The sequence below is a fragment of the Jejuibacter sp. L23 genome (assembly GCF_050815825.1).
GTDB classification, from domain to species: Bacteria; Pseudomonadota; Gammaproteobacteria; order Enterobacterales; family Enterobacteriaceae; genus Jejubacter; species Jejubacter calystegiae.
Genome location: NZ_CP138199.1, coordinates 956,015 through 980,429, shown reverse-complemented (window position 1 = coordinate 980,429; position 24,415 = coordinate 956,015). Strand labels below are relative to the sequence as shown.

The following is a 24,415-nucleotide window of genomic DNA, read 5'->3' as shown; positions in this document are numbered from 1 at the left end:
CCTTTGACCCCGAGAGAGCCATGTCCGCCACACGTCGCCTGTTTTTTGCTCTGGAGATTCCCGCCGCCATTCAGCAGCAGATCCTGCACTGGCGCGCGCAACAGTTCCCCCAGGAGACCGGACGCCCGGTAGCGGTAGCCAACCTGCATATGACGCTGGCCTTTCTGGGCGAGGTAGGAAGCAAAAAACAGCAGGCGCTGACCACCCTGGCCGGGCGCATCCGCCAGCCCGGCTTCGCCCTCACGCTGGACGATGCCGGTCACTGGCCGCGCTCCCGGGTGGTGTGGCTGGGCACGCGACGCGCGCCTCGCGGTCTGCTGCAGCTCGCCTCTCTGCTGCGCGCTCAGGCCGAACGCAGCGGCTGCCCCCAGGGAACCCGCCCTTTTCACCCCCATGTGACGCTCTGGCGCCATGCACAGTCGCTGGTCAAACTCCCGGCACCGGGATTTAGCTGGCGCTGGGAGGTGGAAAATTTCGCCCTCTATGAGTCGCTGTTCGAGCAGGGCCGCACCCGTTACCGGGCGCTTGAGCGCTGGCCGTTAACCCAATAAGGAAGATCATGGAATTTACTCCGCCGCTACAGCCCGCCACCCTGGTGCGCCGCTACAAACGCTTTCTGGCTGATGTGATTACCCCATCGGGAGAAGAACTGACGCTGCACTGCCCCAATACTGGCGCCATGACCGGCTGCGCTACGCCGGGCGATACGGTCTGGTATTCCACCTCCAGCAATGCGGCCCGCAAGTATCCCCATACCTGGGAACTGACCGAAACCGCTCAGGGCGCAATCCTCTGCGTCAACACGCTGCGCGCCAACGCGGTGGTAAAGGAAGCGCTGAGTCATCATCTGATTTCCGGACTGGAGGGGTATACCCAGCTTCACAGCGAGGTAAAATACGGCGCCGAACGTAGCCGCATCGATTTTATGCTGCAGGCGGATGACCGGGTTAACTGCTATATTGAAGTCAAATCAGTCACGTTAGCCGATGCGAACCGCGGCTGGTTTCCCGATGCTGTCACCGAACGCGGGCAGAAACATCTGCGGGAGTTGATAAGCGTGGTACAGGGGGGTGAACGAGCCGTATTGCTGTTTGCGGTAATGCATTCAGCCATCGACAGCGTCTCACCGGCACGGCAATACGATGCGAAATACGGACAGCTTCTTGATGAAGCCGTCGCCCGGGGGGTGGAGGTACTGGCCTGGAAAGCCAGTCTGACCCGAAGCGCGCTGCAGCTTAGCGCGCCGGTTCCTTTCATTCCTTAGGGCTGTCTGATTTTACGATCGGGCCGCGTGCTAAATACGCTTTCCTTCACAAGGTTGTCAAGAGGCGGATTTAATACAATTGCCATCCGGAAACGCTTCTGTTATTTATAGCGGCCTGATTTTCCCCCGATATGGGGACCGATAGTGCGTGTTAAGGAGAAGCAACATGCAACAAGGGCAAAACCGTAAGACATCGTCCCTGAGTATTCTCGCCATCGCTGGGGTGGAGCCATATCAGGAGAAGCCGGGCGAAGAGTATATGAACGACGCCCAGCTGGCGCACTTCAAGCGGATTCTGGAAGCATGGCGCAATCAGCTCAGGGATGAAGTCGATCGTACCGTAACTCACATGCAGGACGAAGCTGCCAACTTTCCCGATCCGGTGGACCGTGCCGCTCAGGAAGAAGAGTTCAGCCTTGAACTGCGTAACCGTGACCGCGAGCGTAAGCTGATCAAAAAGATCGAAAAAACGCTCAAGAAAGTGGAAGACGAAGACTTCGGCTACTGCGAATCCTGCGGTGTTGAAATCGGAATTCGTCGTCTGGAAGCGCGTCCGACCGCCGATCTGTGCATCGACTGTAAGACGCTGGCCGAAATCCGCGAAAAACAGATGGCTGGCTAACAGCCGACATCAAACTTTCCCGGGGCGGGGGCTATCCCCCGCCTTAATACCCCATGTCTGTGCAAAACTATATTGGGCGCTTCGCCCCCTCTCCTTCCGGTGAGTTGCATTTCGGTTCGCTGATTGCCGCCCTCGGCAGCTGGCTTCAGGCCCGCGCTATGCAGGGTCAGTGGCTGGTGCGCATCGAAGATATCGATCCTCCCCGGGAGGTACCCGGCGCTGCCAGCACCATTCTGCGCCAGCTCGAACACTACGGGCTGGTCTGGGATGGCGAAGTGCTGTGGCAGTCACAGCGCAGTGATGCCTATCGCGCCGCGCTCGCCTGGCTGCATGAGCAACGACTCAGCTACTACTGTACCTGCACCCGACGCCGCATCCACGAGACCGGCGGCGTTTACGACGGCCACTGCCGTTCCCTGGGATTAGGGCCGGAAAACGCAGCGCTACGCCTGTGGCAGCGCCACCCGGTTTTTAGCTTTACCGACCGCCTGCGCGGCCGCCTGGACGCCGACCAGGCGCTGGCGCGCGAAGATTTTATTATCCATCGCCGCGACGGTCTGTTCGCCTATAACCTGGCGGTGGTAGTGGACGACCACTTTCAGGGCGTTACCGAAATCGTGCGCGGTGCCGATCTGGTAGCCCCCACCGTGCGTCAGATATCCCTGTACCAGACCTTTGGCTGGCCGGTGCCGGACTATATCCACTTGCCGCTGGCCCTTAACGAACACGGCGATAAGCTATCAAAACAGAACCACGCCCCGGCCCTGCCCGAAGGCGATCCACGGCCAGTTCTGATGAGAGCGCTGGAGTTTCTCAACCAGACGCCGCCCCCCGACTGGCGCGATATGCCGCTGGATGCGTTGCTGGCTTACGCCGCGGACAACTGGTCGCTGGCGACGGTATTGCCAGAAACACCACGAATCCGCCATTCTCAAACGCGTCACACTGAGCTATGATTAGCCGCTGTTTTTTTTGTCCCCTGATGATTGACACAACCGAGGTGTACCATTTTTACTCGAGTCGCTAATTTTTGCCGTAAAGTGCTGAACCGCGAAGACGGCGCCCAGCAGGCGCACTCCGCACAGCCTGTCATGACGGTGATCCCGCGCGATCGGCACACCATTTCCCGCAAAGACATCAGTGAAAATGCCCTCAAGGTACTCTATCGTCTCAACAAAGCGGGATATGAAGCCTGGCTGGTTGGCGGCGGCGTCCGCGATCTGCTGCTGGGGCAGAAGCCAAAAGATTTTGACGTCACCACCAACGCCACGCCGGAGCAGGTCCGTAAGCTATTCCGCAATTGCCGTCTGGTGGGGCGCCGCTTCCGCCTTGCCCATGTGATGTTCGGGCCGGAAATTATCGAAGTCGCCACCTTCCGCGGCCATCATGAAGCGCAAACCGACCGCCAGCTTTCCCAGCGCGGGCAAAACGGGATGCTGTTGCGCGACAACATCTTCGGCTCCATCGAAGAAGATGCCCAGCGCCGCGACTTCACCATCAACAGCCTCTACTACAGCGCCGCCGACTTTACGGTACGCGACTATGTCGGCGGGCTGCGCGACCTGCAGGAAAAACGCATTCGCCTGATTGGCTCCCCCGAAACCCGCTATCGCGAAGATCCGGTGCGGATGCTGCGCGCGGTGCGCTTCGCCGCCAAACTCGGCATGACCATCAGCCCGGAAACCGGCGATCCTATTCCCCGTCTGGCCAATCTGCTCAACGACGTGCCCGCAGCCCGTCTGTTCGAGGAGTCGCTAAAGCTGCTGCAAGCCGGTTACGGCTACGAAACTTATCGGCTGCTGCGCGAATATCAACTGTTTCAGCCGCTGTTCCCCAGCATCACCCGCTACTTCACCGAAAGCGGCGACAGCCCCATGGAACGCATCATTGAGCAGGTGCTGAAGAACACCGATAACCGTATTCTGAACGGCAAGCGTGTTAACCCGGCCTTCCTGTTCGCCGCCATGCTGTGGTACCCGCAGTTAGAAATGGCGCAGAAGCTGACCCAGGAGAGCGGGCTTGCTTACTACGACGCCTTTGCCCTGGCCATGAATGAAGTGCTGGACGAAGCCTGCCGCTCTATTGCCATTCCAAAGCGTATTACCTCGCTGATTCGCGATATCTGGCAGCTGCAGCTGCGGCTTTCCCGCCGTCAGGGCAAACGCGCCTGGCGCCTGATGGAACACCCCAAATTCCGCGCCGCCTACGATCTGCTGGAACAGCGCGCCGTGGCCGAGAACAACGGCGAACTGCAGCGTCTGACCCAGTGGTGGGGCGAATTCCAGGTGGCCCCACCGCCGCAGCAGAAAAATATGGTCAGCCAGCTTGGCGATGAGCCCAGCGGCCGCAAGCGTCACCGTCGTCCGCGCCGTCGCGCTCCCCGACGCGAGGAGAAATAGTGGCCCTGTGCTACATCGCCATCGGCAGTAATCTGGCCTCTCCGCTGGCGCAGGCTCGCGCCGCCGTAGAGGCCCTGGATGGCCTTCCTCAGACCCGACGCGTCGCGCTCTCTGCGTTTTATCGCACGCCACCGCTCGGCCCCCAGGACCAGCCCGACTACCTCAACGCCGCCGTAGCGCTGGAAACCGCGCTCGAGCCCGAAACGCTGCTCGAGAGTACCCAACGCATTGAGCTGGAGCAGGGCCGCACCCGTAAGGCCGAACGCTGGGGACCCCGCACTCTGGATCTCGACATCATGCTGTTTGGCGATCTGACTCTCGCCACGCCGCGCCTGACGATCCCCCACTACGACATGAAAAACCGCATGTTTATGCTGTGGCCGCTGTTCGAAATCGCGCCCGATCTGGTATTCCCCGATGGCCAGAGCCTGCGCGACTGCCTGGCGCGTCTGACTGACCCAACGCCGGTGGTATGGTAACCGGCCCCCCGTTATTCATATTGTGGCAACAGAATCTCCCCTCACTTTATAGCACTGGCATTCTTCCCCGGGATCTTTCAGAATGCGCTATCGTTTTGTTACGGGGGATATTATGAAAGCGACAACCATCACCCACCTACGCCAGCTCAAAGAGCAGAACAAGAAATTCGCCAGCATTACCGCCTACGACTACAGCTTTGCCAGACTCTTCGCCGACGAAGGCATCGGCGTGATGCTGGTGGGCGATTCTCTGGGTATGACCGTCCAGGGTTATGACTCCACACTGCCCGTTACCATTGACGATATCGCCTGGTGCACCCGCGCCGTACGCCGGGGCGCGCCAGGCTGCCTGCTGCTTGCCGACCTGCCTTTTATGGCCTATGCCACTCCCGAACAGGCATTTGATAATGCCGCTCAGGTCATGCGCGCCGGCGCCAATATGGTGAAAATTGAAGGCGGCCAGTGGCTGGCGGACACCGTACGCCTGCTGACTGAACGCGCCGTGCCGGTCTGTGGCCATCTGGGGCTGACGCCGCAGTCGGTTAACATCTTCGGCGGCTATAAGGTTCAGGGGCGCGGCGATGCGGCCGCTCAGACGCTGATGGAAGACGCTCAGGCGCTGGAAGCCGCCGGTGCGCAGCTGCTGGTGCTGGAGTGCGTGCCTAAAGCGCTGGCTCAGCGCATTACCGACACCCTCTCCATTCCGGTGATCGGCATCGGCGCCGGTAACGGTACCGACGGTCAGATTCTGGTGATGCACGATGCCTTCGGTATCACGGGCGGCCACATCCCCAAATTTGCTAAAAACTTTCTTGCCCAAACCGGTGATATCCGCGCAGCCGTGCGCCAGTATGTCGCCGAAGTCGAGTCCGGGGCTTACCCGGGTGACGAACATAGTTTTGAATAACAGGAGTAATCGCTGTGTTGATCGTTGAAACCTTACCGCTGCTGCGTCAGCAGATTCGCCGCTGGCGGAAGGAAGGGAAACGGATTGCGCTGGTTCCAACCATGGGCAACCTGCACGATGGCCATATGAAACTGGTCGACGAAGCCCGCGAACGCGCCGATGTGGTGGTGGTCAGTATTTTCGTGAATCCGATGCAGTTCGACAGGCCTGACGATCTGGCGCGCTATCCCCGCACGCTGCAGCAGGATAGCGAAAAGCTTAACAAGCGTCGTGTGGACGTGGTATTCGCTCCTACGCCGCAGGAGGTTTACCCCAAAGGCATGGAAGGGCAGACCTTCGTCGAGGTGCCGGAACTCTCCACTATCCTGGAAGGTGCCAGCCGCCCTGGCCACTTCCGCGGCGTCTCTACCGTGGTCAGCAAGCTGTTCAACCTGGTGCAGCCGGACGTCGCCTGCTTCGGCGAGAAAGATTTTCAGCAACTGGCGCTGATCCGTAAGATGGTGGCGGATATGGGTTACGATATCGACATCGTCGGCGTCCCTACGGTACGCGCGAAGGATGGCCTGGCGCTGAGTTCCCGCAACGGCTATCTCACCTCCGGTCAGCGTAAAATCGCCCCGGGACTGCATCAGGTCATGAAGGAGATTGCCGCCAAACTTAGCGCAGGTGAACGCGACTGCGAAGAGATTCTCGCCATTGCCGCCCAGGCGCTGAACGAAAAAGGCTTCCGCGCCGACGACCTGCAAATCCGCGATGCCGATAGCCTGCTGGCTCTGACGCCGGAAAGCCAGCGCGCGGTAATTCTGATGGCCGCCTGGCTCGGTGAAGCGCGCCTGATTGATAATATGCAGGTCACGCTTACAGAGTAGACAGCAGACGCCTGATGGGGTAATACTGCCCCACTTTCCCAGGGCCAGGCCCGCCTGGCCCCTGTTCCGTATGACTTAATGACCAGGGTTTAACGCTATGATTCGTACTATGCTGCAGGGCAAACTTCACCGCGTCAAAGTAACGCAGGCCGATTTGCACTATGAAGGCTCCTGCGCCATTGACCAGGATTTCCTCGACGCGGCAGGTATTCTGGAATATGAAGCCATCGATATCTACAACGTCACCAACGGTAAGCGCTTTTCGACCTATGCCATCGCCGCCGAACGCGGTTCGCGCATTATCTCGGTGAATGGCGCCGCGGCCCACTGCGCCAGCGTTGGCGATATCATGATTATCGCAAGCTATGTCACCATGCCAGATGAAGAAGCCCGTAGCTGGCAGCCGAAAGTCGCCTACTTCGACGGTGATAACGAAATGAAGCGTATTGCGAAGGCTGTGCCGGTGCAGGTCGCCTGATAGCCCCTTCGTCAGCGTATAAAAAAACCGGAACGTCAGATGGCGTTCCGGTTTTTTTACGAGGAGAATTAGCTACGCAGCCCACGCCCGCGCTGGATCAGTCGCCAGCACAGCAGATAGAACGCAGCAATAAAGATAAGCAGTACGCCAACAGTCAGCGGCAGTTGAACGTCACTCACCCCCAGGAAGCCGTAGCGGAACCCGCTAATCATATAGACGATGGGGTTCAGCTTGGAGAGTGCCTGCCAGAAAGGCGGCAGCAGCGTCAGCGAATAGAATACCCCGCCCAGATAGGTCAGCGGCGTCAGTACAAAGGTCGGTATCAGGCTGATATCGTCAAAGGTGGTGGCGAATATCGCGTTCAGCAGCCCCGCCAGCGAGAACAGGATCGCGGTCAGCAGCAGGGTCAGGGCCACAAACAGCCACGAATGCACGTGGAACGGTACAAAAAACAGCGAAATCGCCGTGACCAGAATCCCCACGCACAGGCCGCGGGCCACGCCGCCACCGACATAACCCGCAATAATCACGTGGGTCGGCACCGGCGCCACCAGCAGCTCCTCGATATTGCGCTGGAATTTAGATCCAAAGAAAGAGGAAGCCACGTTGGCGTAAGCGTTGGTGATCACCGCCATCATGATCAGACCCGGAACGATAAACTGCATATAGCTAAAGCCGTGCATCTCGCCAATGCGCGAACCAATCAGATTACCGAAGATAATAAAGTACAGGGTCATGGTGATCACCGGCGGCACCAGAGTCTGGATCCAGATGCGCATAAAACGGTGAATCTCTTTCGCCCAGATGCTCTTCAGGGCGACCCAGTAAAGCTGCATCATGCCGGCTCTCCTTTCTTCTCATGGACCAACGTGACAAACAGCTCTTCCAGTCGGTTAGCTTTGTTACGCATACTTAATACCTGAATACCCTGTGCGCTCAGCTGAGCGAAGACGCTATTGACCCCCTGCTCGCGCAGCACTTCCACCTCCAGCGTCGAGGTATCCACCAACCGGTACTGGTAGCCGTCCAGCTTAGGAATCGGGCTTTTCGGCGCCAGATCGAGGATAAAGGTTTCCGACTTCAGCTTGGAGAGCAGATCTTTCATGGAGGTGTTCTCCACCAGCTCCCCGCTCTGGATAATACCGATATTGCGGCACAGCATCTCCGCCTCTTCCAGATAGTGGGTGGTCAGGATAATGGTGGTGCCCTGGTCGTTCAGATCCTTCAGGAAGGTCCACATTGAGCGACGCAGTTCAATATCCACTCCGGCTGTGGGCTCATCCAGAATCAGCAACCGCGGCTCATGCATCAGCGCCCTGGCGATCATCAGGCGACGCTTCATACCGCCAGAGAGCATGCGCGCACGTTCGTTGCGTTTTCCCCACAGATCGAGCTGCGTCAGGTATTTTTCGCTACGCGCTATCGCCTCGCGGCGCGGTACGCCGTAGTAACCCGCCTGATTCACGACGATCTGCTGTACCGTCTCGAAGGGGTTAAAGTTAAATTCCTGCGGCACCAGCCCAAGCTGGCGTTTGGCATTCACCACATCACGCGCCAGGTCATAGCCGAAGACCTTGACCTGGCCTGCGCTTTTATTGACCAGCGAGCTGATAATACCGATGGTGGTGGATTTTCCTGCGCCGTTAGGCCCCAATAGTGCGTAAAAATCACCGGCTTCTACGCGCAGATCGATGCCTCGCAACGCCTGAACGCCGCCGGGATAGGTTTTCGTCAGTTGCTCAAGTTCCAGTGCATATGCCATAGATTCAGCTTGCCTTGTTTTTCTTACACGAGTTATATGGTTTAAAAAAAAGTTGAGTTGCCCTATATTACCCCAACGCACTAATCTGGTTACAGGTTGTTAACCTCTATGAAAGATATCGACAGTCTCATCAGCAATAACCGTCTCTGGTCCAAAATGCTGGTGGAAGAGGATCCCGGCTTCTTTACGCAGCTTGCACAAGCTCAGAAGCCCCGTTTTCTATGGATCGGATGTTCCGACAGCCGCGTTCCCGCTGAGCGCCTCACCGGCCTGGAGCCGGGCGAGATATTCGTTCACCGTAACGTGGCTAACCTGGTTATCCATACCGACCTGAACTGTCTTTCCGTGGTTCAGTACGCCGTCGATGTGCTGGAGGTCGAGCATATCATTATTTGCGGTCACTACGGTTGTGGTGGCGTGCAGGCGGCGGTGGAAAATCCCGAACTGGGGTTGATCAACAACTGGCTGCTGCACATTCGTGATATCTGGTTTAAGCACAGCTCCCTGCTGGGCGAACTGCCGGAAAGTCAGCGCATGGATACGCTTTGCGAGCTGAACGTGATGGAGCAGGTCTATAACCTGGGCCACTCCACCATTATGCAGTCAGCGTGGAAACGTAACCAGAAGGTCACCATCCACGGCTGGGCCTACGGCATTCACGACGGCCTGCTGCGCGATCTGGACGTAACCGCCACCAGCCGCGAGTCGCTGGAGCAGAACTACCGTAAGGGCATCTGCAACCTGCGTCAGCAGCATCAAAACCATAAATAATGTTAAGGGCCGCATCGCGGCCCTTTTTGTTACTCGTCCAGCAGAACGACTTTGCCGACGTAGGGCAGATGGCGATAGTGCTGGGCGTAATCAATGCCGTAACCCACCACAAATTCGTCGGGAATGGAGAAGCCGATATATTCAACCTTAACGTCCACCTCACGGCGCGAGGGTTTATCCAGCAGGGTACAGATAGCCAGTGATTTCGGCTCACGCAGGCGCAAAATCTCACTCACCCTGCTCAGGGTGTTGCCGGAGTCGATAATATCTTCCACGATCAGCACATCCTTACCGCGAATATCCTCATCCAGATCCTTGATGATTTTAACGTCACGGGTGCTGGACATCCCGCTCCCGTAGCTGGAAGCGGTCATGAAGTCGACTTCATGAGGCACTTCAACCGCCCGGCACAGATCCGCCATAAAGATAAAGGAGCCGCGCAGCAGCCCCACCAGCACCATTTCGCTGCCGCTGTCGCGATAGCGTTCATTAATCTGCTGCCCGAGCTCTGCGACACGCGCCGCGATCTCCGCTTCCGGGATCATCACTTCTACTTTATGTTTCATCTGTATAACCAAATAATTTGCTGATAAGGCTCTGCTCCGCGGCCCTTCATTCAGAGAAAGTGCCCGCGTGAATCGAAAGATCGCAGAGTATAACAGCAAACCCCCCACCTTCGCTTCTTTGCATCAAAAGCCTTTTTTGTGATCGTTATCACACATGTAAATAACTATAATTAATTGCTATCAAAAATTAATGGAACTCTTCGCTATGGAAAAACAACAACCCCGGCCACGTATGGTCGTGACGTTATCCGCTCTGTTTGCGTTGTTAACAGGACTCTGGCTGTTGGGAGGTGGTGTCTGGCTGGTCGCTATCGGCGGCTCCTGGTACTACCCGATAGCCGGCATCGTCATGCTGGTGGTTGCCTGGTTGCTGTGGCGCCGCAGCGCCGCTGCATTATGGCTGTATGCCCTTCTGCTACTCGGCACCATGCTATGGGGCGTTTGGGAGGTCGGCTTCGACTTCTGGGCCCTGACACCGCGTTGTGACGTGCTGGTATTCTTCGGTATCTGGCTACTGTTGCCCTTTATCTGGCGCAACCTCGTTCATGTCAGTCTGGCTATTCCTGCACTGGTCGTCACCTTGCTTATCAGCGCCGGGATCCTGTCCTGGGCTGGATTTAACGACCCTCAGGAGATCCACGGTACCCTGCCGACCGACGCCACGGCAGCGGCGCAGAGTTCCGATATTCCTGACGGCGACTGGCCAGCCTATGGACGCACCCAGGAAGGCCAGCGTTACTCGCCCCTTAAGCAGATCAACGCTGACAACGTGCACCAGCTAAAAGAAGCCTGGGTGTTTCGTACCGGCGATCTGAAGCAGGATAACGATCCGGTCGAGATCACTAACGAGGTCACGCCGATCAAAGTGGGCAATAGCCTGTTCCTGTGCACCGCGCACCAGCGCCTGTTCGCCCTGGATGCCGCCACCGGGAAAGAAAAATGGCATTTTGATCCTGAACTGAAGACCGACCCTTCATTCCAGCACGTGACCTGCCGCGGCGTCTCTTATCATGAGGCTACCTCCGACAATGCTGCGCCGGATGTGGTGGCAGACTGCCCGCGCCGTATCATTCTGCCGGTTAACGATGGCCGCCTGTTTGCCATTAACGCCGATAACGGCAAACGCTGTGCCAGCTTTGCCGATAACGGCGAACTGAATCTGCAGAGCAATATGCCGGTCACTACGCCGGGCATGTACGAACCCACCTCGCCGCCGATCATTACCGACAAGGTCATTGTGATTGCCGGAGCGGTCACCGATAACTTCTCGACCCGCGAGCCTTCCGGCGTGATTCGCGGATTCGACGTGAATACCGGTAAGCTGCTGTGGGTCTTCGACCCCGGCGCCAAAGACCCGAATGCTATTCCGGCCGACGAGCATCACTTTACCCTGAACTCGCCGAACTCCTGGGCGCCGTCGGTTTACGATGCGAAGCTGGATCTGGTCTACATCCCGACCGGGGTGACCACGCCGGATATCTGGGGCGGCAATCGTACGCCGGAGCAGGAGCGCTATGCCAGCTCGATTCTGGCGCTTAACGCCACCACCGGTAAACTGGAGTGGTCCTATCAGACCGTGCATCACGATCTGTGGGATATGGATATGCCTTCCCAGCCGACGTTGGCGGATATTACCGATAAAGACGGCAACACCGTTCCGGTTATCTACGCACCGGCCAAAACCGGCAACCTGTTCGTGCTGGACAGACGCACCGGTAAAACCGTGGTACCTGCCCCAGAGCGTCCGGTTCCGCAGGGCCCTGCGAAAGGCGATCGTCTGTCGCCGACTCAACCGTTCTCTGAACTGACGTTCCGTCCGGAGAAAAAACTGACCGGCGCCGATATGTGGGGCGCTACCATGTACGATCAGCTGGTGTGCCGGGTGATCTTCCACGGTCTGCGCTATGAAGGCACCTTTACCCCGCCTTCCGAACAGGGCACCCTGGTCTTCCCGGGTAACCTGGGGATGTTTGAATGGGGCGGTATCTCGGTCGATCCCAGCCGCCAGGTGGCCATCGCCAACCCGATGGCGCTGCCATTCGTTTCAAAACTTATCCCGCGCGGACCGGGTAATCCGATGGAGCCGCCGAAGGATGCCAAAGGCTCCGGTACCGAATCAGGTATTCAGCCGCAGTACGGCGTACCTTTTGGCGTTACCCTGAATCCGTTCCTGTCGCCGCTCGGCCTGCCGTGTAAGCAGCCGGCCTGGGGTTATATTTCAGGTATCGATCTCAAGACCAACACCATCGCCTGGAAGAAACGCATAGGTACTCCGCGCGACAGCCTGCCGTTCCCGCTCCCGTTCTCGCTTCCCTTTAATATGGGAATGCCGATGCTTGGCGGGCCGATCTCTACCGCCGGTAACGTGCTGTTTATTGCCGCCACCGCGGACAACTATCTGCGCGCCTATGACATGACCAACGGCAAGAAGCTGTGGCAGGCACGCCTGCCCGCAGGCGGTCAGGCCACGCCTATGACCTATGAGGTTAACGGTAAGCAGTATGTGGTGATTTCCGCAGGGGGACACGGTTCTTTCGGTACGAAGATGGGCGACTATATTGTTGCTTATGCGCTGCCGGATGAAGCGAAGTAACTGCAATATATAATGCAAGGCGGCTCCCTATGGGAGCCGCTTTTCTATTCAGGAAACCGTAAAACCCAGCATCATCCCGGTATCTTCATGTTCCAGCAGATGGCAGTGGGCCATATAGCTGTGTTGCGCAGGGGCGGTATGATCGAAACGCACCAGCACTTCGCTGCGCTTGCCTTCCACCCGCACCGTATCTTTCCAGCCGCGGCGATGCTCCGCTGGCGGCTTGCCGTCTTCCGACAAAATACGGAACTGGGTGCCGTGGATATGGAACGGATGCAGCATCATGTCGCCTTCGCCGGAGATGGTCCAACGCTCGTACTGGCCACGCGGCACGTTAAATGACGGAGTGTTCATGTCGAAGGCCTTGCCGTTAATCTTATTGGCGTTATAGATATCCAGCTTCCGATCGCCGTTCGCCATCTTGCCCATAGCGCCATGATCCATCGCACTATGGTCCATTCCCCCCTTCATCTGTTCCATATCGCCATGGCCCATGGCACCGTGATCCATCCCGGCCATAGCCCCCTGACCATATTTTTCCATCAGTGCCTGCATACCCATCTGATCCAGGCGGGGATCCATCATCAGTTGTAGCCAGCGGGTATTAAGCCCTTCAAGCTTCGGGAGTTCAGGCACCTTCGCCAGGGTATCCGGCAGCTCGCCGGAGCCGTGAACCGGTACTGGCTGGATACGCACCACCGGCTGAGGTTTATCAAAGGGTGCAACCTGCATCCCCATCTGTGTCACCGGTAGCGCCATAATCTCGAAGGGTTTGGCATCCTTCACTTCCACCAACACCTCAAAGCGTTCCCCCATCAGCACAGGCAGGCTTTCGACCTTCACCGGCTCCGCCAGCAGACCGCCGTCGCTGCCTACCACATACATCGGGCGACCGTCGCTGGTCGCCAGCTCCAGCGAGCGGGCGTTACAGCCGTTCAACAGGCGCAGTCGCAGCCAGCCGCGCAGCGCGCCGAATTGAGGGTAATTAACGCCGTTGCATAACAGTGTATCGCCAAACCAGCCTACCGCGGCGCTCATGACGTCCAGCTGATAGTCGATCTGGCCGTCGGCATCGAAGCGTTTATCCTGAATAATCAGCGGAATATCATCGATGCCCCACTGCTTCGGCAGCATCAACTGGCGGCTTTCCAGGTCATCAATCAGAACCAGTCCGGCCAGGCCCATCGCGACCTGATGGCCGGTTTTACCGTGCTGATGCGGGTGGAACCAGCAGGTGGCGGCGCGCTGCTGCGGCGTGAACGAAACCTGGCGACTCGCGCCCGGGGCAATGACGCCCTGAGGGCCACCGTCCACTTCACCGGGGATTTCCAGGCCGTGCCAGTGTACCGTGGTGCTTTCCGACAGCCGGTTATGAATTTCAACGTTGACCTTTTTACCCTGCTCAAGTCGCAGCGCCGGCCCCAGCAGAGAGCCGTTATAACCCCAGGTGGTTGCCTGATGGCCCGCCAGCACGCTTTTCCCGACCTGGGCCGTCAGGCGAATCGAGCTCTGAGCGTCGGGTTCCAGCAGTGTGGGAATCGGTAACCGCGGGCGCTCTGCGGCATAAAGACGACCGCTAAGCAAAGGGAAACTACTGAGTACGCCCAGCGCGGCAGAATACTTCAGAAAATCGCGGCGTTGCATGATCCATTGTTCCTTATTAACCGGTATCGGACATGGGAGCATAGACCTTCCTCCTGGGGGAGGGTCAAGCCTCTGTCGGTTATTTGCACAACTTTTCTATCGTCGGATGAATTTAGTGATCCAGGTAGAGGAAATTCTGCCAGCTTTTCATACGAATCAGGATTTTACGAATCATCGCCAGGTGGTGAAAATGGTCCGAATAGACCGCCACTTCCACCGAAGTTCCCTGCGGCAGAGGATAGGCGGCCAGCCGTTTATCGGTGACATTCAGCATGACCAGCGCGCGGCCGTCGGTCTGTAGCGCCGAGGTGGTCAGCAGTTTTCCCTGGGCCTGAAGCTGACTTTCGCCAATAGCGGGCAGCACCTGCACCACTTCACCTGCAAACACCTTGCCGGGAATGGCCGGGAAGATAAATTCCGCCTTATAGCCCGGCTTCAGGCGCTGGAGCGAATTCTGGCGAAACGCGGCGACGTAGCTCGCAGACTGATGGGTATCGGTCGGAATAAAGGTCATCACCGGCGCCAGCCCCAGCGCCGTCGCCATCACGCCCGGACGCAGCCCCACCTGAGTGACATAGCCATCAGAAGGCGCGCGCACTACGGTATGGTCCAGCTTAAACTGCGCCTTACGCAATTCCGCCATCAGCGCCGCCACGGCGGTATTATCGCCGTTGATTTCCGAATCCAGCGCCAGCTTCGCTTCGCGCACCTTCGCCTGTGCCGCCTCTACGGCCGCCTGAGATGCTTTATAGTTTTGCCGACGGCTGTCGATCATCTGGTCGGAAAATGCCCCTTTGGCATATCCGGCCTGGAAACGGGCGTACTCACGCTGCTCTTTATCACGCTGTGCCACCGCTCGCTGAAGTTCCGCCCGGGCGCCTGAAAGGCTGGCATCCAGCGATAGCGCCCCCTGGCTGGCCTCTTTCACCTGAGCCTTCAGATTATCTACCTCGGCCTGAAATGGCGTGGGATCGATACGGAACAGAACATCGCCCTGCCTGAGCGGCTGATTCGGTTTCACCGGCACCTCAATCACCCGACCTCGCACCTGGGGAACAATCGGCACCGAACGAAAAACCTGGCTGCCCATTCGGGTATAGGGCGTGTTGTAATTCATTACTAATACCAGGGCGCCAATCATAATAATGCCCCCCAGTACCGCAGTCGGTACGGTCCATTTATTCAGCGGGATTTTAAATAGCTTAAAGATAACAATACACAGCGCCGCGTAGGTCAGTAACATTAACGTTTCCATTATTGTTCCTCCTGCTGCGAATGCGGGTTATTGGCGGTTTTCAACACAGCGATTTCCTGACGTAATTCATCAATCTGGTTATTCAATTGCGCCACATGGTGCTGAATATCATGCTGTTCCTGGGCAATTTGCTGAATGCCCCAACCCCGGTCTTCACGCCACAGCGTGGCCCAGATCCACAGTAGCGGCCACAGGACGTGCAGCGTGAACAGACTGACCCATCCGGCATAATGGATGGCATCCTGATGCGGATGATTGCGCTTTTTAGCAATTTCATAGGGAATATCGTGTATCACGATAATACCGTAGAAAATAATCAACGCCACGGCGATGAATATTCCCAGAGCAACATAATCCAGGGTCATGGTTTCTCCATAAAAGGCATAGCAGCGAACCCGCCTGAAGCAGGTGAAATGAAATAACAGGCAGCTCAACAGAAACAGCGAGAACGCACTCCGGACAGGGTGGCGATGACGGAGAGAGTGGGTAACCGCCCGGGCGCTGGCGAACGTTATATCAGCCTTATCTGATAATCAGAACTTAATCCGTGATTAAGTAAACCGTTCACCATCCCCTGTTGCCATTGATCTCGGTTATTTCCTGGTAATAACCGCTCGTAGCGCTTTGGCAAAATATGCTAACGTCTGGTATCCATCCAGAAGCGGTAGTCGTAATGAAGAAGTTTGTCAGGGCAGTGCTGTTGGGCGGCCTGCTGGGGTTTTCCACCGCCAGCCAGGCGCTTAACGAATCAGAAGCGGAAGATATGGCCGATCTCACGGCAGTTTTTGTCTTTCTTAAGAATGACTGCGGTTACGATCACCTGCCTAATGACCAGATCCGTCGCGCGCTGGTTTTCTTCGCACGACAGAATCAGTGGGATCTGAGCAATTACGAAAATTACGATATGAAGCGGCTGGGTGAAGAGAGCTATCGCGATCTGAGCGGCATCGCCGTACCCACCCAGAAGAAGTGTAAAGCGCTGGCCCGTGACTCCCTCAGCCTACTCGCCTGGGCGAAGTAACCCTCCGCTCTCCTGCGCTGAAATAATGTGCATCCCCCTCCATTGTTAGCTATTATGTTGCGCCCGTTTTTTGGGGAAGTTAACGAAGGAGGTTTCCGCCAGTGAGCGATAACAAGCTGTGGCATGAAACGCTGCATGACCATTTTGGTCAGTACTTTAGCGTCGATAACGTGCTTTACCATGAGAAGACCGAACATCAGGATCTGGTCATTTTCGAAAACGCGGCCTTTGGCCGGGTAATGGCGCTGGACGGCGTGGTGCAGACCACCGAGCGCGACGAATTTATCTATCATGAAATGCTGACTCACGTTCCGCTGCTGGCCCATGGCCACGCGAAACGGGTGCTGATTATCGGCGGCGGCGACGGCGGTATGCTGCGCGAAGTCTGCCGTCATAGCAGTCTGGAAAGCATCACCATGGTGGAGATCGACGCCGGCGTGGTCTCTTTCTGCCGTCAGTACCTGCCCAAACACAGCGCAGGCAGCTACGACGATCCACGCTTTAATCTGGTCATTGATGACGGCGTTAACTTTGTCAACAGCACGACGCAGACCTTCGATGTGATTATCTCTGACTGTACCGATCCCATCGGTCCGGGCGAGAGCCTGTTCACTTCGGCCTTCTATGAAGGGTGCAAACGCTGCCTGAACCCGGGTGGTATTTTTGTGGCCCAGAACGGCGTCTGCTTCCTGCAGCAGGACGAAGCCCTCGACAGTCATCGCAAACTGAGCCACTACTTTAAGGATGTGAGCTTCTACCAGGCGGCGATTCCGACCTACTACGGCGGCATCATGACCTTTGCCTGGGCGACCGACAACGAAGCGCTACGTCATCTGCGTCCCGACACCATTCAGGCACGGTTCCACAGCGCCGGTATCCGCTGCCGCTATTACAATCCGGCGATCCATTCGGCAGCTTTCGCTCTGCCGCAGTATCTACAAGATGCCCTGTCCGGACAGGCATCCTAAGGGGGTGGACCAAATTGAAAAAACTCAAACTGCATGGCTTTAACAACCTGACCAAAAGCCTGAGTTTTTGCATTTACGACATCTGTTACGCTAAGACGGCAGAAGAACGTGACGGCTATATCGCCTATATCGATGAGCTGTATAACGCTAACCGTCTTACCGAAATACTGACCGAAACCTGCTCCATCATCGGCGCCAATATTCTGAATATCGCGCGTCAGGATTATGAGCCACAGGGGGCCAGCGTCACTATTCTGGTGAGTGAAGAGCCCGTAGACCCCAAACTGATTGACCCGAGCGAACGTCCCGGCCCGCTGCCGGACGCCGTCGTGGCCCACCTCGATAAGAGCCATATTTGCGTGCACACCTATCCGGAAAGCCATCCGGAAGGCGGGCTCTGCACCTTCCGTGCCGATATCGAAGTTTCAACCTGCGGCGTGATTTCCCCGCTTAGCGCGTTGAACTATCTGATTCACCAACTTGAATCCGATATCGTCACCGTCGACTACCGGGTAAGGGGATTTACCCGCGACGTGAATGGCATGAAGCACTTTATTGACCACGAGATCAATTCGATTCAGAACTTTATGTCCGACGACATGAAAGCGCTGTATGACATGGTTGATGTCAACGTCTACCAGGAAAACATCTTCCACACCAAAATGCTGCTGAAGGAGTTCGACCTGAAGCACTATATGTTCCACACCAAACCGGAAGATTTAACTGAGGAAGAGCGTCAGACCATTACCGATCTGCTATGGAAAGAGATGCGCGAGATCTACTACGGACGCAATATTCCGTCGGTCTGAAGCCATCTCATTGAATCAATGCCGGTAAATTACCGGCATTTTTTATGCCATCAGGATAGCGATGCACCGCCACATATCACCATCTCCTGGCCAGTGACCGGCGCCGCGTCCTCTCCCAGTAGCCAGGCCGTTAAGGATGCCACCTCCTGCGGCTTAATCAGTCTGCCGATGGGCGGCACCCGTACCGATGCGCTTTCTCGACCAGGGGCGTGCAGCATTGGCGTTTGCGTGGCGCCAGGCGCAACCACATTCACCGTAATCCCCTTCTGAGCCAGTTCCGCTGCCCAGCTTCTGACCATCCCCACCAGCGCAGCTTTGGTCGCAACATATTGTGAGCGACCAGCCGCCCCTCTTGAGGTTCGACTACCGACAATTACGATGCGCCCGCCAGCCGACATACGGGGGGCAAAAAAGTTGACCAGCATTTCCGCCCCCCCGACATGCAACTGCCACAGACGCTGGCTTACCACCGGATCCAGTTCTCCCAGCGGCGCGGCCGCCATCATTCCGGCCGCGTGGATAAGCGCATCTGGCACCGGAAGTTCGGGTAATAGCGCCTGGAGTCGCACACTATCGCTGAGGTCAACACTGATGCTGTCAAATAACGTCTCATCCCGAACAACCGGGGTACGGCTCAGGCCGGTAACCCGCCAACCGTCGGCCAGCAGGCGGTTGACAACCGCCTCGCCAATCCCGGAGCTGGCGCCGGTCACAATCGCATGACGCATTTATCCCCCCAGTTTGCTTAACGGTACTTTAAATACGGCTTTGCGGACCGTTTGCGGCTCGCCAACGGCACAGAGCGCCTGGTGAGGCTCGCCGGGGAAGAAAACCGCAAAATCTCCCGGATCTAAGGTGATGCTCACGTTATGCCGTGCATTAGCGGTAATAAACAGATCCGGTTTGCGCTCTTCATCGGCCAGGTCCGGGACCGGTAACGTACCGACATGAATGATTTCGGCACCTTCCAGCATGACCTGAATGTCGGCCCACTGGCGATGATATTCGGTATGACGCAAAAAGACCGGTTGTGTGGTTGCCGGACCAATGGTGCAATACCAGTCAACGCCTTCGGGCTGCCAGCGGCCATCTTCCCGCGCCCGCAACGCCTCGAAGTGACAGCGAGGGTCGCCAAGAATCTCCCGTAAATACGCCGATAAGCCTGCGACGGGAAGCGCTTTTAGCTGACCAATAATCATCACTCCGCCCCCTGAATCCATTCGGGAGAGATGCGCACATACTTAATCGCCTGCCTGAAATACGTATAGGCGATATGCAGCTGGCCGTCCTCCCCCTGTTTAATGCTGGGATAGGAAAATTCACGGTTGAGCTTATCCTGAGAGTTATTGGTCATGCAGTAACCATCACCCTCATCAAGATTGCGCTGCCAGGGCCAGGTTTTACCGCCATCGGGGGAAAGCGCGACGGTCATCGGCGCCCGGGGGGCTCCCCAGAATGCCGTGCGCCCATCGGTTACCGTCGGCTCCTTACGGCTGTCATCGCCATCATCAATTTCGTCATACAGCGATGCACGGCGCTCCGGCGCCCCTGCTGCACTCATATGATTGAAAACCAGTGCCAGCTTGCCATCCTGTAGCGTAGTGACCTGAATGGAAGAGTTATTATTGGGCAATGAGGTCGGCTCAGGCACAGACCAGCTTTCACCGCTATCATCAGAACGGCTCAGGTAAATATTATCGGCCCAGCGGCTGCGGAACAGTGCAACCAGAGTACCGTCCGCCAGCGGCGTAATATTCATATGAACACAGCCCAGGCTTTCAGGAACTTCCACATCCCGCCAGCTTTTTCCGTTGTCAGCAGAAATTTTGACTGCGCTAATATCATCATTGCCGACCCATTTTTCACCCGGCTGAGTACGACAATAGAAAACGGGCAGTAACCAGTTACCATTGTTCAACACAGTCACCGGCTGGCGAATAAAAGTGCCTGGTTTATCGAGCAGTGTCGCAATATCCCCCCAGGTTTTGCCCATATCCTGCGACTGACGATAGCGCACAATCGCGGTATCCTGATTACCGGAGATCTGCGCAGTCCACATCAGCCACAGGACATTATCAGGCGCGAGAAACAATACCGGATTCTGCTCCGAACGTTCCGGGTCACAGGAAAGTTTTACGGCATCACTCCAGCAATCGCTGCCAGCCGCCAGCCGTGAACCCCAGACCGAGATGTCGGCAATGCCTTCCTGGGTGCCGCCAAACCAGACGCACATCAGAGAGCCATCCGGCAACGGCAGAATGTTGGCCGCATGATTCTGTGGACATTCCGAGGGTAACATCGCAGTCATCACCGCGTTATCCTGTCCCGGTGAATGAAGAACGCCATCGCGATTTACGGTTACAGTCATTTTAAACTCCAATATTTTTAACGTGACCCGGGGCTTTATGTTCCGCTTTATTAGGGATCAGACGATCGATACCCATAATTAATGCCGGGGTGAGCAGCGCGATATACATATTATTAATACCAAAGGGATCGCCCAGCAGATACCAGACAGAGGTCACCACACAGGCGCCGAGCAGCGCACAGTTGGCGCCGCGAGCGCTCTTAAAGAACGGCGCATAGAAAGCGATAATGGCGACCACGGTAATCGACAGGCGGATAGCGCGGGTAAAGAAGGAAAGTTTAAGCACCTCCGGCACCAGCAGCACAAAGATTAACGGCAGGAAACCGATGAACAGCGATATCCAGCGGGTGGCTTTAAATTCCTGTTCCGGCGTGGGGTTGCGCATCGGCACATAGAAGTCTTTCACCACCAATGACGCAATCGCCAACGCCACCGTACTGACACTGACAAAGATAGAGGCCACCAGCGATGTCGTGACCAGACCGGCCAGCCACGGGTTCATATCCTGCAGGAAAACCGGCATGGCGTACAGGCTATTAATTTCCGGGTGTAGGTATTTCGCCGCCACGCCAATAATGGCGATAGCAAAGGCTATCGGCAGACAGAAGAAAAAAGCGACCCAGGTTGAACGCTTTGCCGATTTTACATCCCGGGTGGATGAGATAGCCTGAATAACAAACTGGGTGCAGAAAATAGAACCAATCGTCCCGATAAGCCAGGCAATAATAGTACTGATGCCGATATTGCCATCCCAGGTCCAGTAGAACTCCGGCATTTTTTCGATCATCGGACTAAAACCACCGGTTTTCGACAAGGCAAATCCCAGGATAACCAAAAGACCAATATATTTCAGGGCGCTATGCAGCATCGTCACCCATGCCACCCCTTTCATCCCACCAAAGGCAAAATAGAAGGTACTGACAATGGCGGTGATAAAAGCAGCGACCGGTAAATTCACCTGTAATACCGTTGATATCGCCGCGGCCCCGCTCACGTAGTTGCCGACGTTAACCAGCAACAGGGCATAAATCATAATGACCGAGATAATATTTTTGGTGCTGTTGCCATATTTCTCTGCAATCGCCCCGGAAATCGTAATTTTACCGGTGCTGTAAACCCGCTTAACCAGTATCAACCCGAATAACGGGAAGCCAATGGCAGCGCCAAGCACCGACCAGGAAGCAGCAATACCACTTTCGAAAGCGGCCTGAGCCGTACCGATGGTGGATTTGGCGCCGATATATTCAGACATTAAAAGGATACCGACAATAAAGGCCGGCATGGCGCGAGACCCTTCCATAAAATCACCCGAGTTTTTACTTCGGATACGGAAAGTCAGCCATGTGGTAAAAATAATATAGGCAATAACGATTCCGACAATAATCAGGGTATCTTCAGCGGTAAATGTGTTCATCTTTACCTCTCTTATCAAGGCGTACCGATCCTACGCGCCGGAAGGGGCACGCAGAATGCTTGTGATGATTTAACAACCTTATTCGTGGGCAATATTCGCAATGAGCTGGCGAATAACGCTTTCCTGTTGCGGGCTAAATTCAACGGCGTAACGACTTTCGCCAACGGCATAACCCATAAGCTGTAATGCTTTTTTGACTGCCGCAGGAGAGAACGCCACCTGGTAAAGCTCACTACGTAGCTGCGTCACGCTCTCCTGCGCCTGACGGGAGCCATCAATATCCCCCGCTTTATAGCGCGACCAGATGGAATTTATCGCCTTCGGCGCCACGTTTGCCAGCCCGGAAATACAGGCGGAGCAGCCCTCTACAAATCCCTGATGAATAAGCGAATCCGGGCCATTTAACACATCAAAATCGTCGATATCCTTTACCGCATTAAGAAAACCGCTCAGGCTTTGATAGCTTCCGGCGCTATCTTTAATACCGATGATATTCGGGTGTGCCGCCAGTATTCTCGCCGTCTCCGGCTCAATCGTATTTCCAGTGCGCGCCGGGATGTTATAAAGAAACAAGGGCACGGTCAGCGCATCGGCAATGGACGTATAATGGGCGATTAACTCCTGTTGTTGCAGTGGCACGAAATAAGGCGTAATCACGGATACCGCATCCACGCCCAGTTTTTCAATTTGCTTTCCCAGACGGATGGTCTCGCGCGTGGATATCTCACCAATGTGAGCCACCACATGAGCCTGCCCTGCGACTTCATCGACGCAGGTTTGAGTCACGGTCACTTTCTCCTTTTCATTAAGCACAAAAAATTCACCGTTAGTACCACCGCAAAAGATACTGTTTCCTGCCTGCCGCTGTCGGGTGATCTGCTCCTTTAGCGCTTTCAGATTCAGCGCACCTTCGCTGTCAAACGGGGTCACAATAGCGGTCAGCACACCGTCGATTTTGTTACTCATTTTCACTCCCTGTGTATTCGCGGGTGGGGAAAAGCGTTTGATAGATGGCCTGGACATCGCGGTGATTCACCTGGCAAGGGGCATTGTTCATCAAACGCTTCACATTGAGTGCGGCTTCGGCGAGTTCCGGAATATCCGTGACGGGGACGCCCAGCGTCGCAAGGTTATCCGGCAGGTCGAGGCGTTTGACCAGCCCGGAAAAATAGTCCACCAGCGCGATGGATTTATCTGCAGCAGAGAGAGTGTGGTCAGCATCAGGCAGCAGATCCCAGACCTGAGCAAACTTATCGACAGCCCAGGGACGTATCACTTTCATGCAGGGGGCCAGCAGAATGGCATTGGCGACGCCATGGGGCAGATGATATTTACCGCCCAGCGGATAAGACAGAGCATGCACCAGATGGGTACCGGCATGATTGATGGCGACCCCGCCGTACCAGGACGCCCAGAGCATCTCGAGTCTGGCCAGCCGGTTTTCCGGCTCATTCACCGAAGTTTCGATATGAGTCAGCAGCTTCTTCAGCCCGATAAGCGCCGCATTATCACTCACCGGATTCGCGACAGTGGCTGTAAAACACTCAATCAGGTGACACAGCGCATCAATCCCGGTAGACGAAGCGATATGTGAGGGCATGCTGGCGGTAAGTTCGGGCAACAGGGCCACATAGTCCGGCAGCAGCACCGGAGAAATAATGCCCACCTTGGTATTTTGTTCAGGGATCGCCAGAATGGCGTTAGGCGTAGCTTCCGAGCCGGTACCTGCCGTGGTCGGAATCAGTAATGACGCCACGCGCTGCTGAGGTTTTTCACCGGCCAGCATGGCTTCCAGCCTGGGGGCGGTCGGATGGCAGAGCACGGAAAACAGTTTTGCCACATCCAGTACGCTTCCCCCGCCGATGCCAACCACCATATCGACGTCGGCATCGCCCAGGCCGTTGATGATGCCGTTAACATCATGATGGCTCGGCTCCGCAGGCACAGTATCGACCACCGTGATATCACGACCGTCGGCTGCCAGTAATTCCCTGATCTGCGCAACCAGCGGCAGCTTTATCATGTTTGCGTCAGTCACCAGCAAAATCTGGCGCCTGCCGGCCACCAGCGGTTCGAGCGCAAAAACGGATGCCGGGCCGACTATCACGGTGCTGTTAATCGTTGCCACAATATTCTCCTGTCTGTTTGATTGAACTCGCTCATAACAAGTTCATCACAATCGCATCATGGCGTAACTTTATAGTTTATCTCTTGACCGAATAAATT

General features: G+C 56.3%; 26 protein-coding genes. 14 read left to right on the top strand and 12 right to left on the bottom strand.

The features are described 5' to 3' along the window. The first annotated feature begins 20 nt into the window (after positions 1-20). The 9 genes from thpR (at position 21) to panD (ending at position 7,018) form a co-directional block, all read left to right on the top strand. Positions 21-551, top strand: coding sequence for an RNA 2',3'-cyclic phosphodiesterase (gene thpR, locus SCU88_RS04480; protein WP_175340262.1), 531 nt, complete (start codon positions 21-23; stop codon positions 549-551). A gap of 8 nt (positions 552-559) precedes the next feature. Further along, positions 560-1,264, top strand: coding sequence for a DNA/RNA nuclease SfsA (gene sfsA, locus SCU88_RS04475; RefSeq protein ID WP_138095814.1), 705 nt, complete (start codon positions 560-562; stop codon positions 1,262-1,264). A gap of 166 nt (positions 1,265-1,430) precedes the next feature. Next, the gene (gene dksA, locus SCU88_RS04470) at positions 1,431-1,886 is read left to right on the top strand and encodes an RNA polymerase-binding protein DksA (RefSeq protein WP_138095813.1); all 456 of its coding nucleotides are present in this window, start codon (positions 1,431-1,433) and stop codon (positions 1,884-1,886) included. Between the two features lie 53 nt (positions 1,887-1,939). Continuing rightward, on the top strand, positions 1,940-2,842 hold the full coding sequence (gene gluQRS, locus SCU88_RS04465) for a tRNA glutamyl-Q(34) synthetase GluQRS (RefSeq protein WP_175340263.1): 903 nt from the start codon (positions 1,940-1,942) through the stop codon (positions 2,840-2,842). A gap of 51 nt (positions 2,843-2,893) precedes the next feature. Next, a complete protein-coding gene (gene pcnB / locus SCU88_RS04460; RefSeq protein WP_206665554.1) occupies positions 2,894-4,285 on the top strand; it encodes a polynucleotide adenylyltransferase PcnB in 1,392 nt (463 codons plus the stop codon). Then, positions 4,285-4,764, top strand: coding sequence for a 2-amino-4-hydroxy-6-hydroxymethyldihydropteridine diphosphokinase (gene folK / locus SCU88_RS04455; RefSeq protein WP_175340264.1), 480 nt, complete (start codon positions 4,285-4,287; stop codon positions 4,762-4,764). Before pcnB ends, folK begins: the two co-directional genes overlap by 1 nt. Positions 4,765-4,876: 112 nt before the next feature. Continuing rightward, positions 4,877-5,671, top strand: coding sequence for a 3-methyl-2-oxobutanoate hydroxymethyltransferase (gene panB / locus SCU88_RS04450; RefSeq protein WP_175340265.1), 795 nt, complete (start codon positions 4,877-4,879; stop codon positions 5,669-5,671). Between the two features lie 14 nt (positions 5,672-5,685). Then, positions 5,686-6,540, top strand: coding sequence for a pantoate--beta-alanine ligase (gene panC, locus SCU88_RS04445; RefSeq protein ID WP_138095808.1), 855 nt, complete (start codon positions 5,686-5,688; stop codon positions 6,538-6,540). A gap of 97 nt (positions 6,541-6,637) precedes the next feature. Beyond that, positions 6,638-7,018, top strand: a complete 381-nt coding sequence (gene panD, locus SCU88_RS04440; protein WP_138095807.1) for an aspartate 1-decarboxylase — start codon at positions 6,638-6,640, stop codon at positions 7,016-7,018. A gap of 68 nt (positions 7,019-7,086) precedes the next feature. Here panD and SCU88_RS04435 read toward each other — a convergent pair whose 3' ends face one another. Together SCU88_RS04435 and SCU88_RS04430 are read right to left on the bottom strand one after the other, a co-directional pair. Then, positions 7,087-7,857 (bottom strand): ABC transporter permease, encoded by a 771-nt coding sequence (locus tag SCU88_RS04435; RefSeq protein ID WP_138095806.1) that lies wholly within the window; start codon positions 7,855-7,857, stop codon positions 7,087-7,089. After that, on the bottom strand, positions 7,854-8,780 hold the full coding sequence (locus SCU88_RS04430; protein ID WP_138095805.1) for an ABC transporter ATP-binding protein: 927 nt from the start codon (positions 8,778-8,780) through the stop codon (positions 7,854-7,856). Before SCU88_RS04430 ends, SCU88_RS04435 begins: the two co-directional genes overlap by 4 nt. Positions 8,781-8,888: 108 nt before the next feature. Here SCU88_RS04430 and can point away from each other — a divergent pair, with 108 nt between their 5' ends. Beyond that, positions 8,889-9,551, top strand: coding sequence for a carbonate dehydratase (can, locus tag SCU88_RS04425; protein WP_138095804.1), 663 nt, complete (start codon positions 8,889-8,891; stop codon positions 9,549-9,551). A gap of 29 nt (positions 9,552-9,580) precedes the next feature. Here the strand turns inward: can and hpt are convergent, their stop codons facing one another. Next, positions 9,581-10,117, bottom strand: a complete 537-nt coding sequence (gene hpt / locus SCU88_RS04420) for a hypoxanthine phosphoribosyltransferase (RefSeq protein WP_138095803.1) — start codon at positions 10,115-10,117, stop codon at positions 9,581-9,583. 205 nt (positions 10,118-10,322) lie between these two features. Here hpt and SCU88_RS04415 point away from each other — a divergent pair, with 205 nt between their 5' ends. Then, positions 10,323-12,710 carry a membrane-bound PQQ-dependent dehydrogenase, glucose/quinate/shikimate family gene (locus SCU88_RS04415; protein WP_175340266.1) on the top strand — a complete coding sequence of 796 codons (2,388 nt, stop codon included), beginning with the start codon at positions 10,323-10,325 and terminating at the stop codon, positions 12,708-12,710. Positions 12,711-12,758: 48 nt separating this feature from the next. Here the strand turns inward: SCU88_RS04415 and cueO are convergent, their stop codons facing one another. The 3 genes from cueO to SCU88_RS04400 form a co-directional block, all read right to left on the bottom strand. Then, a complete protein-coding gene (gene cueO / locus SCU88_RS04410; RefSeq protein WP_175340267.1) occupies positions 12,759-14,354 on the bottom strand; it encodes a multicopper oxidase CueO in 1,596 nt (531 codons plus the stop codon). A 112-nt stretch (positions 14,355-14,466) separates the two neighbouring features. Next, a complete protein-coding gene (locus SCU88_RS04405) occupies positions 14,467-15,609 on the bottom strand; it encodes a biotin/lipoyl-binding protein (RefSeq protein WP_175340268.1) in 1,143 nt (380 codons plus the stop codon). Beyond that, positions 15,609-15,974, bottom strand: a complete 366-nt coding sequence (locus SCU88_RS04400; RefSeq protein ID WP_175340269.1) for a DUF3302 domain-containing protein — start codon at positions 15,972-15,974, stop codon at positions 15,609-15,611. Before SCU88_RS04400 ends, SCU88_RS04405 begins: the two co-directional genes overlap by 1 nt. Positions 15,975-16,282: 308 nt before the next feature. On the opposite strand from SCU88_RS04400, the gene SCU88_RS04395 reads away from it, so the two are divergent. The 3 genes from SCU88_RS04395 to speD all read left to right on the top strand — a co-directional run bounded on the left by SCU88_RS04395 (position 16,283) and on the right by speD (position 18,407). Beyond that, entirely contained in the window at positions 16,283-16,630 is a 348-nt protein-coding gene (locus SCU88_RS04395; protein ID WP_175340270.1) for a YacC family pilotin-like protein, read from the top strand. 101 nt (positions 16,631-16,731) lie between these two features. Further along, the gene (gene speE / locus SCU88_RS04390; RefSeq protein ID WP_175340271.1) at positions 16,732-17,598 is read left to right on the top strand and encodes a polyamine aminopropyltransferase; all 867 of its coding nucleotides are present in this window, start codon (positions 16,732-16,734) and stop codon (positions 17,596-17,598) included. 14 nt (positions 17,599-17,612) lie between these two features. Continuing rightward, positions 17,613-18,407 carry an adenosylmethionine decarboxylase gene (gene speD, locus SCU88_RS04385; protein WP_138095796.1) on the top strand — a complete coding sequence of 265 codons (795 nt, stop codon included), beginning with the start codon at positions 17,613-17,615 and terminating at the stop codon, positions 18,405-18,407. A 50-nt stretch (positions 18,408-18,457) separates the two neighbouring features. Here the strand turns inward: speD and SCU88_RS04380 are convergent, their stop codons facing one another. The 6 genes from SCU88_RS04380 to SCU88_RS04355 form a co-directional block, all read right to left on the bottom strand. Beyond that, positions 18,458-19,135: an SDR family NAD(P)-dependent oxidoreductase gene (locus SCU88_RS04380; protein WP_138095795.1), complete on the bottom strand. Its 678-nt coding sequence runs from the start codon at positions 19,133-19,135 to the stop codon at positions 18,458-18,460. Beyond that, entirely contained in the window at positions 19,136-19,606 is a 471-nt protein-coding gene (locus SCU88_RS04375) for a YhcH/YjgK/YiaL family protein (protein ID WP_175340431.1), read from the bottom strand. It lies immediately after the preceding gene. Beyond that, positions 19,606-20,775, bottom strand: a complete 1,170-nt coding sequence (locus SCU88_RS04370) for an exo-alpha-sialidase (protein WP_175340272.1) — start codon at positions 20,773-20,775, stop codon at positions 19,606-19,608. Before SCU88_RS04370 ends, SCU88_RS04375 begins: the two co-directional genes overlap by 1 nt. A gap of 1 nt (position 20,776) precedes the next feature. After that, positions 20,777-22,189 carry a sodium:solute symporter family protein gene (locus tag SCU88_RS04365; protein ID WP_175340273.1) on the bottom strand — a complete coding sequence of 471 codons (1,413 nt, stop codon included), beginning with the start codon at positions 22,187-22,189 and terminating at the stop codon, positions 20,777-20,779. A gap of 78 nt (positions 22,190-22,267) precedes the next feature. Beyond that, on the bottom strand, positions 22,268-23,155 hold the full coding sequence (locus tag SCU88_RS04360) for a dihydrodipicolinate synthase family protein (protein WP_138095792.1): 888 nt from the start codon (positions 23,153-23,155) through the stop codon (positions 22,268-22,270). Next, positions 23,148-24,317 (bottom strand): iron-containing alcohol dehydrogenase, encoded by a 1,170-nt coding sequence (locus SCU88_RS04355; RefSeq protein WP_175340274.1) that lies wholly within the window; start codon positions 24,315-24,317, stop codon positions 23,148-23,150. Before SCU88_RS04355 ends, SCU88_RS04360 begins: the two co-directional genes overlap by 8 nt. Between the last annotated feature and the right edge of the window lie 98 nt (positions 24,318-24,415).